This is a genomic window from Streptomyces sp. NPDC006365 (genome assembly GCF_042870755.1).
Taxonomy (GTDB): Bacteria; Actinomycetota; Actinomycetes; order Streptomycetales; family Streptomycetaceae; genus Streptomyces; species Streptomyces xiangluensis.
Map to the genome: position 1 here is coordinate 794347 of NZ_JBIAHS010000001.1, position 11807 is coordinate 806153.

Consider the following 11807-nt stretch of genomic DNA (forward strand, 5'->3'; position numbering starts at 1 on the left):
AGGTAGGGGCGACGGGAGTGCCCCGACCTTAGCCGCGCAGCGGAGGAACCTCAATACTCTGTTTCATAATGCGGTCGGGCATTGCATAAAATGAACACTCGCAGAACATTACAGCGCCTGCGCCACCTTGGCGATTTCCTCCGCCGCAGCCCGCGCGAGCGGCCCCAGCGTCGTGAGCCGCGACTCGGGCACCCGGTCCTGAGGCCCCCAGATGCTGACCACCGCGAACGGCCGGCCGCGGCTGCCGAGCACCGGTGCCGAGACGCCGTAGAGGTTTCGCTCCATCTCGCCCGCGCAGACGCTGTATCCGCGCTCCCGCGTCTGCTCCAACTCGGCGCGCAGCCGCGCCCGGTCCGTGATGGTGGTGTCCGTGTACGCCTCCAGCGAGCCGCTGAGCAGCGACTCCGCCTCCTCCTCGGGCAGCCAGGCGAGCAGCGCCTTGCCAGTGGACGTGGCGTGTACGGGCACCTGTCGCCCCAGCCACTTGGCGGCCAGCACGACCGGTGGGGTCACCTCGTCGATGTACGTCAGCCCGAGCGGCTGCACCACCGCGAGGTTGGCGGTCTCGCCCGTCTGTTCGCTGACCCGGCTCAGCGTGCCGTGCGCGCGGCGGATCAGACCGTCGAAGCCGGCCGCCGAGGCCATCCGGGCGACCGCGAAGCCGACCGTGTACCGGTTGGTGACGGGGCTGCGCTCCACCATGCCGTACTGCTCCAGCGTGGACAGCAGTCGCCAGGCCGTGGCGCGGTTGAGCCCGCACCGTGCGGCCAGGTTGGAGGCCGTATCGCCGTCCGGCGCGCTATCCGCCGTCGCCTGCAGCAGGATGATCGCCCGCTCCAGCGACTGGACCTTGCCCGACGCCGACGCTGCGACCCCGTCCGGCTCGGTGATCTGGGCGGACTTGCTGTTGTCGGTGGTGCGCTCGGCCTTCGACATGAGCATCTCTTCCTCGGCTTCCGGCGGTTGGCGTTCGGGTGCCGGGCAGTGCCTGGCCCGCACCCGGCGGGCGATCGACGGCCCCGGGTGCGGAATTCACCCCTTGACTACTTGACCGTCATCCCTATCTTTTCATCATCCGTGCAGCCGTCGCGTCATATGAACGTCTCGAACGTCTTGCGATCTGAAGGCGAGGCCAGCCATGCCCGGCACCCATTCCCCTCCCCACGCGATGACGCGCAGGGATCTCCTCCGCGGTGGCGCCCTCCTCGCCGCCTCCCTGCCCGGCAGTCGGCCTGCTGACCGCCTGCTCCGCGACCCGTGCCGCCCCCTCGAACGGCAAGCCGGTGCGTGGCGGCGCCCTGCGGGTCGGCGTCAGCGGTGGCAGCGCCAAGGACACCCTCGACCCGCACAGCCGGCTGTCCTACCCGGACCAGGCGCGTGTAGTGAACCTGTACGAACCGCTCTTCTATCACGACGCCGACTACCGCCTGAAACCCTTCCTCGCCGAGTCCATCGAACCTTCGAAGGACGGAAAGACCTGGCTCCTGAAGCTTTGGCGGGCGGTCATGCCGCCCGAGGCGGGGATGACGGTGCACCCGGCGCGCTCGGCCCCGTAGTGTGCGCCGAGGCCGCCGGTGAACAGTCCGTAGCCGTACGAGATGTGCACCCTGTGCCCGGGCCGGCCACCGGCGGCGCGTATCGAGCGGGCGATCACGTCGGCCTACATCGACAGGTCGTTCTCCGTGTAGCCGACCACGGTGGGGCGGCCGGTGGTCCCGCTGGAGGCGTGGATCCGGCGGACCTCGGCCATCGGGACGGCGAACATGCCGAAGGGGTAGGTGTCCCGCAGATCGGCCTTGGTGGTGAAGGGGAACCGGGACAGGTCCTCCAACGAGCGGCAGTCGTCAGGTCTGACCCCGGCCTCGTCGAACTTCTTCCGGTACTGCTCGACGCTCTCGTAGGCGTGCCGCAACGTCGCCCGCAGCCGGTCGAGTTGCAGTTCTGCCAGCTGCTCGCGCGTCATCCGCTCGCTGTCGTCCAGTAGCTCTTGGGGGAGCGGCTCTCCTCGGTGGGCTCCCAGGTGCGCCAAGGGGGATGCTTCGCGATGGATTGCGTATCCGTGGTACCGGAACGACATGATGTGCAACAGCCGCATCCTGACCGAGCTTGCCGGCCAGTGGAAGCCCGAGAGACCCGCGCAAGTGGTAACGGTCAGTGAAGTCTCGGCGATTCGCGACATACACCCGGGGCGCGAACCTGCGGCTGCGCGACAAGACGACCAAGACCGAGGACCTCGGCGATGGCATCGGCCTGTCCCACGGGGTCGGCGGCGGTGGCCGGGTCGAGGCTGCCGAGCGCGGCGAGCGTGCTGGTCCGCCCCGCTCAGAACAGTGAGACTCGTCCGGGCTCAGCGAGACGGGACAGCGTGGTCGGATCCGGTGCCACAGTCACTCCAACTTTGGTGAGACGGACTGTGATCCGTACGTTTTCTGGGGGCCGCGAACGCTCCCTTTCGTGCCCGTGGTGGCGGTACAGGTTGCCCGAGGTGTTCTTGCTTCCGCCTTCACTATCTGCCCGACGTGGCGGCATTCAGCGTTTCAGGCTGACGATCATCGCTTCGTACGTGGGGTCGCTGCTTGCGGATGCGACGGAGCCGATGCCGAGGATCTTGGCGGTGCCCGGGACCGCCGTGATGGCGTTTAGACGGAACCATTGCTTTCCCTGGATGCTGGGCAGCTTCGGGTACGCGATCGTTTCGCAGTCGCCGTCCGCGGTGAGATACCGCCTGGGGCTGACGACCGCCCCGCGCTCACCGTCGCGGACCGTGCGGCCGCGGTCGGCACACGCTCCCTTGGCGTTCGGCAGTTTGGTCCAGCGGGTGCCGTTCCAGCGCAGCCGGACGTCCTCATCCGGGGGGTCGGACTCGTCGTCCTCGCTGTAGGAGGCGAGATTGCCGTAGGCCCGTACATTGTCCTTCGCCAGCGCGACGACCTCGGTGAGTCCGGCGTGGGGCTCGGTCGGCCAGACCTTGAACCGGTACTCCGGCATCGGCGCGGACTTCCAGGCACGGCCGTCCCAGTGCACACCGGCGGGCTGGGTGAACGGCAGGGCGGGGTCGTCGTCGTCATATGGTTCGTGGAAACCGACCGCCCACAGGTCGTCCGGCGCGACGCCGTCGAGTGCCGTGATGGTGACGGGCAGTTTCATGGCAGTCCAGCTGGTGCCGTCCCAGTGGTAGGCGTTGGACTGGTCGTCGAGGACCCAGATGTCGTCAGTGTCAAACGCCCTTACATCGGAGACCCGGGGGTCGTTGGGGAGTTTGGGCAGCGCCGTCCAGCGGGTGCCGTCCCAGTGGGCCATCCGCACGGCGTTGAGGTCCAGGCTCGCTGTCAGCAGGAATCCGCCTGAGTCCACAGTGTCGAAGCGTGCGTCGTGGACGCTGTCGCCGAACGACGCGGGCATGGGACGGCGCTGCCACCGGGTGCCGTCGTAGTGCTGGAGGAATGCCCCGTCGGCGTCGGCCGGTTCGGGGGGAAAACGGGTGGTGCCCGCCACCCAGATGTCGTCATCGGCGGTCGCCATCACAGCGGACAGCTCAATCGTGCCCTTGCCGTCGAAGAATTTGTCGTACTTCCAGGTCAGGTCACTGACGTCCTTGTCGCTCAGGGCGCGTACGGCCAGGACGGAGACAAACAGGAGCATTAACGCGGCGAGCATCACCCTGACCTTGACGCTGCGCGTGTTCACGGACATGTTCCCCACCTCGTCTTGACTCACATACCCCCGGCTGAGGCCGCGGAGTTGCTGCCCGGAACCTCGTCCGGATCACCACTCTCCGTCACCACCTGTTGGGCTGCTGCCGGTCAGAGGCTGTCACTGAGACTTCATCGCCTGCTCGCTGTGGCCAGGCCGATGACAACACCCGTTCAGATACTTCGCGCCAATCGGCCAGGGACCGGGACGGCGCGGCAGCGCGCCTGTGACCACGCGACCCGTGCCAACTGCCGGATGAGCCCTTCGGCGCCAGTCCGTGAACTCGTGCATGTTCATGTAGAGCAGTCCAGCAGGGACAAGGTTGCGACCTTCCACATTTTTTTTCTGCACCTACGTCGGCCCTGCCGGATTCACCGTCTCCGAACTCAAGCCCAGGGCCTTGTGCACGGCGGTCAGGATGGCTTCGGTGTCGGCGCCGAGAGCGCGGGCGGCTGTGGTGAAGTCTCCTGCCTGCATGGCGAGTTGATTCGGGATCAGGAGGGCCGGTTCGGATGGCAGCGGCGCGACCTGGGTGCCTGCGCCACGGCGAGCACTGATCAGCTCGGCGGCCTCCAACTCACGGTAGGCGCGGGCCACGGTGCCCGGCGACAGGCCCAGGTCGGCGGCGAACGGACGCACGGTCGGCAGGCGTTCGCCCTCGGCCAGCCGACCAGTGCGGATCAGGGCAGCGAGCTGGGTGCGAATCTGCCCGTACGGCGGCACCTGGCTGGTGGTGTCGACGCGGACGACAGGGCCGGTCATCGTCGAGCAGCCCGGGGTACCACGACGGTGAAGAGGCTCCATGCCAGGGTGCTCAGGGCCAGCAGGCCAAGGGGATAGATCGCCAAGGCCGTGATGGTGCCCAGTGTGCCGGCGCAGGTCGAGTGGGTCAGTACTACGGCGATCATCAGAACGACGAGCAACAGTTGGTTCGAGACCAGCACTCCCCAGGCTGCCGTGATTGCCCAGGTGCCGGGTTGCCCTGTTCGGGATACTCACGCAGGCGTCCACCAGCGGTGCGCAGAGGCCGCGGCACCGCGAAGCACCGTGGACGCGGACGGCGAGGTCCGGCCGTCAGTGCTGCTGAGCGGGCTTGATGTTCTGGTTGGCGTGGAAGAGGTTGTCCGGGTCGTACGTCCGCTTGACCAGTGCGAGCCGGTCGTAGTGGTCGCGGTAGGTGGCCCGGACCCGCTCCTGGTCCTCGCCCTGCCCCATGAAGTTCACGTACGAGCCGCCCATGGAGTGGGGGTGCATCTCCTCCCAGTAGTCGACACACCATTGCTTGACGGTCTCGGCGTTGGCCGGGTCGGGGTCGACGCCGGCGAAGACGCCGGACCAGACGGCGTCCCGGTAGCTCCACGCGGTGTCCTCCCGGGCCACCCGGTGGGCCGCAGCGTCGACCGGGTAGAGGTGCATCAGCGACAGTGGGGTGGGGAGGTTCTCGCCGTACTTGAGGTGCACGTCCACGGCGGCGTCCGGGATACGGTCGAAGAAGTCGCCGCGCCAGTACCACTGGTACCCGGTGGGGATCAGCTCATCGAACAGGCTCTGCAACGCGGGATAGGGCATCGGTGCCGTGAAGTGGAAGGCGGGCGGCGCGGGCTCGTTCACCACCGCGAGGGCGTTCTCCGTGCGGTCCGGGTCACCGGTGTGACACCACACGATGCCGCACACCTTCCGGCCGTGGATCTCTTCGGGGAAGGGCGGGCCGGGCGGGATGGTGAACAGCACGAAGAAGCCGTAGATGTCCTCCGGGGCCTGCGGGAGGAAGTCTCGGTACCACGTGAGCACCTCGCGGGTGTGGTCGACCGGCCACGCGGTGATGCCGACCCCGACGGTGTTCACCGGGTGCAGGCGGTAGGTGAAGGAGGTCACGATGCCGAAGTTGCCGCCGCCACCGCGCAGGGCCCAGAACAGGTCCGGGTGCTCGGTCTCGCTTGCGGTGACGAAGCTGCCGTCGGCCAGCACGACGTCCGCGGCCAGCAGGTTGTCCACCGTCAGGCCGTATTTGCGGGTGAGGTATCCATGGCCGCCGCCGAGGGTCAGGCCCCCCACGCCCGTCATCGACACGATGCCGGTGGGGGTGGCGAGCCCGAAGCCGTGGGTGGCGTGGTCGAGATCGCGGAGCTGGCTGCCGCCGCCCACCTGGGCGGTTCTCGCGGCGGGGTCGGCCCGTACCCAGCGCATCGGCGACAGGTCGACGGTGACGCCGTCGTCCACGAGACACAGGCCGGGACCGCTGTGCCCGCCACCCCGGACGGCGAGTTCCAGGCCGTTGTCGCGGATGAAGTTGACCGCATCCATGACATCCGCGGCGTCCGCGCACCGCACGAGGGCGGCGGGACGCTTGTCGATCATCGCGTTGTAGATGCTGCGGGCCTCGAGATATTCGGGATCCTGCGGGCCTATGACCGGCCCCCGCAGAGAGGTCCGCATCGCATCCAAGGTCGCACTGTCCATGGTGATCTCCTCGAGAGGAGCGGATTTCCTGCCCCCGGCTTCGGCCTTTCACGGCTGTCACCTCGATCACCCGCTGCTTGGACCGGGACTTCACCAAGTTGTCTCTGAGCCCGGGATTTCGCGGGCGTCGGCTCACCGGATGCCGCAAGGCCGACTTGTCCAGCGTCCCGCCGACTCGCAAGCCCTGCAATTCCTACAGATCGCTGCTCGCCGGGAGTCCGGCGTATTCACGGCGCGGGCTCCTGCCTGGTGTGCTCTGCGTGCCCGTGGCGGCACGGAAGGCAACGGCGCCTGACGTGATCCTGCTTTGCCGACCCGGGGGCGCCTGACCGGGCACTTGGTCGAGCACACAGCGATGGACTTGGTCACCGCGGTCATGCCCCGCCCGTCGCCCGCCGAACGGGGCGCCCGGCCGGCCGAACTGCTGGCCGCCTTGGCGGCCACCGGCCTCACCGGCGCCCATGTCAGGATCTGGGCGACCTCGACCTCGTCGGCGCCGTGGCACGCGAGACCGTCCTGCCGCTGCGGCGGCGCTTCGCCCCTCGCGGAGCCCAATCCGCCTCGTCCGAAGAGACGTTGTAGCCTTGGCTGTGATCGATTTCCTCCTGCCCGGCCAAAGTCCGCGATGAACGTCGTCGACTCATTCCCGCTCGGTGCCGCGACCACACTCGCCGAACTCGCGCGGGATCCGCACCCGCGACTGGCGTTGCTGCGGGCGCATGAGCCCGTGTCCTGGCTGCCGGAGCTGGACGGCTGGTTGGTGACGCGTCGCGACCTCGCGTTGAGTGTGATGCGGGACGCCGAGACCTTCACCGTCGACGACCCTCGGTTCTCCACCGCACAGGTCGTCGGGCCGAGCATGCTGTCCCTGGACGGAGACCAGCACACCCGCCACCGCGAGCCCTTCACCTCTGCCTTCCGCCCTCGGACGGTGCATGACGGTTTCGCTTCGTTCATCGAGCGGGAGACCGACCGGCTCATCACCACACTGCAGCCGACGGGCGCCGTCGAACTGCGGCGTGCCTTCGCGGGCCCGCTCGCGGTCGCCGTCGTGACCGAGGCACTCGGGCTGGTCGGCACCACCCCGGTCACGGTGCTCTCCTGGTACGACTCCATAGTGCGGTCGGTCTCGGCCATCACAGCCGGACATGAGGCGGAGCCCGCCGGTGCCGCGGCGTACGCGCGACTACGGGCCGCCGTGGAAGCAACCGTCGCCGACCGCGGACGTTCTTCACTCCTTGTCTCCGCTGCCGGGCAGTTGGCGCTGCCCGAGGTGGCCTCCAATGCCGCGGTTCTGATGTTCGGGGGCATCGAGACCACCGAGGCGATGATCACCAACGCGCTGCTGCACCTGCTGCGACACCCGGACGAACTCGCACTGGTCCGGGCCGACGCCGACCTGCTGGACGGCGCGATAGAGGAATCGCTGCGCCTGGAACCCGGTGCGGCGGTCGTGGACCGCTACGCCACCGCTGACATCGTCCTCGGTCCGGCCGCGATCCGCCGGGGTGACCTGGTCACCGTCTCCCTGACAGGTGCCAACCGCGACCCTGCCGTCTTCCTCGACCCCGACCGGTTCGATGTCCGACGCGAGAACGTTCGTCTCCAACTGGCCTTCGCACACGGCCCGCACTATTGCCTTGCCGCGCACCTCGCCCGCCTGGAGACCCGCATCGCTCTCCATCGTCTGCTCGAACGTCTCCCCGCCCTGCGCCTCGACCCGGACCGCCCCGCCACTGCGCACGGTCTGGTCTTCCGTAAGCCCTCCACCCTGCACGTGCTGTGGGACAGTCCTGCCTGATCGGTGTCAGGACAAGTCCAGCGCCACCTTCCCCACCGCCTCCCCGGTCCGCAGCCTCTCCACCGCCTCCGCCAGCCGGTCGAGCCCGTACCGTTCGATCGGCAACGTCAGCTCCCCCGACGCCAGTTCGCCCAGCATCCGCTCGGCGTCCGCGGCGACCTCCCTGCCCCGGGACATCAGATTGACGGGCAGCAGTGCCACGTCGGCGAGCAGGAAGTCCGCTAGGTCCACGGTGAATTCGCGCCCGGCGGTGTAGCCGACCAGCGCGACACGCCCGCGTGGACGGACGAGCCCGAGCGCGTCCCGCAGCACCGGTCCGCCGACGGTGTCTATGAGCGCGTCGACCGGTCCGCCCACCGCCTGAGGCGACAACTCGGCCGCAAGGACCGGCTTTCCGGGTGCCGGGACATGGGTCAGCTTGGCGGGACGGCCGACGACGCCGATCACCTCGGCCCCGGCCCGCGCCGCGACCTGCACGGTCAGCGCCCCGACCGCACCCGCGGCCCCTGTCACCAGAACCCGCTCCCCGGGCCGCACGGCCGCGACCGAGTGCACCGCCGCCCACGCCGTGCCCGCCGGTGAGAAGAAGCTGCACGCCAGCGCGGGGTCCGTGCCCTCGGGCACCGGGAGCACGGCCGAGTCGGGTACCACGGCGTGCTCGGCCCAACAGCCGTCCCGGCGCAGCCCCAGGCCCTTGCCGTTGATCCTTACGAGGCTGCCCTCGGCGTGCGTCTCCGAGACCAGGACGACTCCGCACGCGGTGGTGCCCGGTACGGCGGGCAGATCCGGGAGGATGCCGAACTTGCCGTCCACGACGTTCAGATCGAGGTGGCCGACCTGCGCCGCCCGTACCCGTACGAGGGTCTGGCCGGGCCCTCGTACGGGCAACGGCCGCTCCACCAGGCGGGGCAGCGTGCCGAACTCTTCGAGGACCAGGGCGCGCGATGTCTCGCTGTTCAAATCTTCACTCCGTATCGACGCAGGGCCCGGGAAGCGACGACGCGCAGCACGCGGTCGAAGACGAACCCGAGGATGCCCAAGGTGATGATCCCGACGAAGACCCAGTCGATGCGGCCGTAGTTGCGGGAGGTCCAGATCAGCGAGCCGAGCCCGACCTGGGCGGCGACGATCTCGGCGGAGACGATGGTCAGGAAGCTGTTGCCCATGGCGAGGCGCGCCCCGGTGACGATGTACGGCACGGTCGACGGCAGCACGATCCCCTGCAGGATCTGCTGGCGGCTCGCGCCCAGGCTTGCCGCCGCGCGCAGTTTCGACTCGCTCACGGCCATCACGCCGGCGCTCGTGTTGAGCGTGACGATGAAGACCGCCGTGTAGAAGATCAGCACGACCTTCGACGACTCGCCGATGCCCAGCCACACCACCGCCAGTGTCACGAACGCGACCGGCGGTATGAAGCGGAAGAACTCGATGTAGGGATCGAGGAGTTGGCGTACGAGCTTGATCTGCCCGATGAGCAGGCCGACCGGTACGCCCACGAGCAGACCGAGTCCCCAGCCGATCAGGATGCGGCGGCTGGAGGCGATGATCGAGTTGGTGAGCGTTCCGTCGCCCGCGAGTTCGCCCGCCGCGTCCAGGGTCGCGCTCGGGGAGGCGACCAGGGAGGCGCCGTACTGCATCGCCAGCAGCTGCCAGATTGCGATGCCGACGAGGACGGACACCGTGGACACGAGGATCCCGCGCAGTCCTCGCGCGGCGTCCCGCAACGCACGCCGCTCGACCCGGGGCTCGGCGGCCGGTTTCGCCGTGACGACCGTCATGAGTCCACCTCGGTGTCGAGGCCCTGGTCGCGCAGGGCCTTGCGAACCTCTTCGCCGATGTCGTCCCGCAGGGCGCGGCGCAGTTCGAGGGCCGCGGGGTCGGTCTCGTCGCGCGGCCTGGGCAGCTCGACGGGGTAGACGGACTTGACCGACGCCGCCGGTCCTGCCGTCATGACGGCGACGCGGTCGGCCAGCAGGATCGCCTCGTCGATGTCGTGAGTGACGAAGACGACGGTGCAGCCCGAGGCCTCCCAGATACGGCCCATCTCCTCCTGCATCACCTGCCGGGTCTGTGCGTCGAGCGCGCCGAACGGTTCGTCCATCAGCACGACCCGCGGTTCGTTGGCCAGCACACGGGCGATCTGCACGCGCTGGCGCATGCCGCCGGACAGTTGGTCCGGGAACCGGTCGGCGCAGTGCCGCAGCCCCACCAGGGCGAGGTACTCGTCGGCCAACTTGGCCTGCTCGGCACGGGACTTGCCGCGCATACGAGGACCGAACGCCACGTTCTGACGGACGGTCATCCAGTCGAAGAGCGCCTCGCTGCTCTGGAAGACCATGCCGAGGTCGGGATCGGGGCCGCCGATCGTGACGCCGTCGACGGTGAGGCCGCCCTGGTGCGGCCGTACGAACCCGGCCAGCGCGGACAGCAGAGTGGACTTGCCGCAGCCGCTCGGACCGAGCAGACAGAGGAATTCACCGGCGGCTATGTCCAGCGAGATGCCGCGTACGGCGTGGAAGGAGCCGAACCGGATGTCCACTCCGTCTACGGACACGGCCGCGCCGCGGCTTCCGCCGACGGCTGACGCGCCGGACGGCGGCCGGTCGGCCTCGATGGCCTTCGTCATCACGATCCCTTCGTCTGTTCGGTGAACCATCCGCGCAGCGCGGCCCGCGTCACGTCCGGCTGGGCCTCGACCTTGCCGGTGTCCACGTAGAACTTGGCGGTCGCGGTGTAGCCCTTGAGGTCCTGTGCGGTGATGTCGCGTACGCCGAAGTCGATCTCCTCGATCGCCTTCAGGGTCTGGGCGGTGGGAATATTCGCGGCCTTCTGCGTGGCGCTCGCCGCTCCGTCCGGGTCCGACTCGGTGAGCCGTGCCGCTTCCTGGAGCGCCTGCGCGATCTTGACGGCCGTGGTCTTGTTGGTGCTCAGCCACTTGTTGTCCGTGATGAGCCAGTGGGCGTAGGACAGACCGTAGTCGCCGGTCGTTTCCAGAACCTTTCCGCCCAGCCCGGTGCCCTTGGCCGGCCAGGGTTCCCACAGGACGTAGCCGTCGACGTCGCCTTTCTGGAGCAGCGCCGGGATTTCCGGCGGGTCGGCCGTGACGAACTCGACCGACTTGGTGTCGATGTCCTTCGACTCCAGGAAGCGGGTCGCCGCGAGTTCCGAGAGCCCCGGTACGACGGCCATCTTCCGAATCTGCGAGGGTTCGGCGACGCCGGGGCGGAGGACGACCTTGAGGTAGCGGCCGGACTCCTCATACACCAGGAGCGACCGCAGACCGGAGTTCTGCTGGAGCATGCCGATGGTGGTGGTGTCCGAGTTCCCGGCCAGCTGTACCTGGCCGCCTGCCAGGGCGTCGACGCCTTCGCCGCCCCGCCCGAACTGGACGAGCTCGACGTCGAGACCACGCTCGGCCCACAGCCCCTGCTCGTCGGCGAGGAAGAAGGGCGCGAAAGAGGGGTCGATGCCGACGGCGATCCGGACCGTGGTGCCATTGGCCGCGCCTGCGCCGGAACCGCCGGCGGAATCGGTGGTGGCCGCGCTGCACGCGGTCAGGAACATCAGTGCGGAGAGTGCGGAGACACCCGCGAAGGGGTGTCTCCTGATGACCCGTTTCTGCATGAGTGCCTCGGTGGGTTGGCGGGAGACCGCCGGTTCCGGCTGGTCCTCGGCGTGCGCCGTGGGATTGGCGAACCGTAGAACGCGGACCGGCAGCCGGGCATGGATCGCGGTCCGCTGAGCGGGACAGGCACGGAGCCAACTCGGCCACACAACGGCGCGATCGGCCGAAAAGCGCTTAGCCCGGCAGCTGGGTATTCACGTAGGGTCGTCGCCATGGGAACTCTGTGAT

General features: G+C 68.8%; 11 protein-coding genes and 1 pseudogene. 3 read left to right on the top strand and 9 right to left on the bottom strand.

Features of this window, described 5'->3' with window-relative positions; all coding sequences use genetic code 11:
- Positions 1–108 precede the first annotated feature (108 nt).
- Entirely contained in the window at positions 109–936 is an 828-nt protein-coding gene (locus tag ACFYO0_RS03690) for an IclR family transcriptional regulator (RefSeq protein WP_388669962.1), read from the bottom strand.
- A 257-nt stretch (positions 937–1193) separates the two neighbouring features.
- On the opposite strand from ACFYO0_RS03690, the gene ACFYO0_RS03695 reads away from it, so the two are divergent.
- Complete coding sequence (locus tag ACFYO0_RS03695; protein WP_388670908.1) at positions 1194–1556, top strand: hypothetical protein; 363 nt, start codon at positions 1194–1196, stop codon at positions 1554–1556.
- On the opposite strand, the pseudogene ACFYO0_RS03700 reads toward ACFYO0_RS03695, so the two are convergent.
- Positions 1493–1963 (bottom strand): annotated as a pseudogene (locus ACFYO0_RS03700) (phenylacetate--CoA ligase family protein); the annotation flags it as partial. The gene ACFYO0_RS03695 and the pseudogene ACFYO0_RS03700 sit on opposite strands and share 64 nt — an antisense overlap.
- Before the next feature lie 191 nt (positions 1964–2154).
- On the opposite strand from ACFYO0_RS03700, the gene ACFYO0_RS03705 reads away from it, so the two are divergent.
- Positions 2155–2334 carry a hypothetical protein gene (locus tag ACFYO0_RS03705; RefSeq protein WP_388669965.1) on the top strand — a complete coding sequence of 60 codons (180 nt, stop codon included), beginning with the start codon at positions 2155–2157 and terminating at the stop codon, positions 2332–2334.
- A gap of 195 nt (positions 2335–2529) precedes the next feature.
- Here the strand turns inward: ACFYO0_RS03705 and ACFYO0_RS03710 are convergent, their stop codons facing one another.
- The 3 genes from ACFYO0_RS03710 to ACFYO0_RS03720 all read right to left on the bottom strand — a co-directional run bounded on the left by ACFYO0_RS03710 (position 2530) and on the right by ACFYO0_RS03720 (position 6153).
- Positions 2530–3693: a hypothetical protein gene (locus tag ACFYO0_RS03710; RefSeq protein WP_388669968.1), complete on the bottom strand. Its 1164-nt coding sequence runs from the start codon at positions 3691–3693 to the stop codon at positions 2530–2532.
- A 351-nt stretch (positions 3694–4044) separates the two neighbouring features.
- Positions 4045–4455 carry a GntR family transcriptional regulator gene (locus tag ACFYO0_RS03715; protein ID WP_388669971.1) on the bottom strand — a complete coding sequence of 137 codons (411 nt, stop codon included), beginning with the start codon at positions 4453–4455 and terminating at the stop codon, positions 4045–4047.
- Positions 4456–4767: 312 nt separating this feature from the next.
- Entirely contained in the window at positions 4768–6153 is a 1386-nt protein-coding gene (locus ACFYO0_RS03720) for an FAD-binding oxidoreductase (protein WP_388669974.1), read from the bottom strand.
- Positions 6154–6778: 625 nt separating this feature from the next.
- Here ACFYO0_RS03720 and ACFYO0_RS03725 point away from each other — a divergent pair.
- Positions 6779–7954 carry a cytochrome P450 gene (locus tag ACFYO0_RS03725; protein ID WP_388669977.1) on the top strand — a complete coding sequence of 392 codons (1176 nt, stop codon included), beginning with the start codon at positions 6779–6781 and terminating at the stop codon, positions 7952–7954.
- 6 nt (positions 7955–7960) lie between these two features.
- Here the strand turns inward: ACFYO0_RS03725 and ACFYO0_RS03730 are convergent, their stop codons facing one another.
- The 4 genes from ACFYO0_RS03730 to ACFYO0_RS03745 are packed head-to-tail and all read right to left on the bottom strand — an operon-like array spanning position 7961 to position 11578.
- Complete coding sequence (locus ACFYO0_RS03730) at positions 7961–8914, bottom strand: zinc-binding alcohol dehydrogenase family protein (protein WP_388669980.1); 954 nt, start codon at positions 8912–8914, stop codon at positions 7961–7963.
- Positions 8911–9732, bottom strand: a complete 822-nt coding sequence (locus ACFYO0_RS03735) for an ABC transporter permease (protein WP_388669983.1) — start codon at positions 9730–9732, stop codon at positions 8911–8913. Before ACFYO0_RS03735 ends, ACFYO0_RS03730 begins: the two co-directional genes overlap by 4 nt.
- The gene (locus tag ACFYO0_RS03740; RefSeq protein ID WP_388669986.1) at positions 9729–10580 is read right to left on the bottom strand and encodes an ABC transporter ATP-binding protein; all 852 of its coding nucleotides are present in this window, start codon (positions 10578–10580) and stop codon (positions 9729–9731) included. The genes ACFYO0_RS03735 and ACFYO0_RS03740 overlap by 4 nt, the downstream gene beginning before the upstream one ends.
- Positions 10580–11578 (bottom strand): ABC transporter substrate-binding protein, encoded by a 999-nt coding sequence (locus tag ACFYO0_RS03745; protein ID WP_388669989.1) that lies wholly within the window; start codon positions 11576–11578, stop codon positions 10580–10582. Before ACFYO0_RS03745 ends, ACFYO0_RS03740 begins: the two co-directional genes overlap by 1 nt.
- Positions 11579–11807 lie beyond the last annotated feature (229 nt).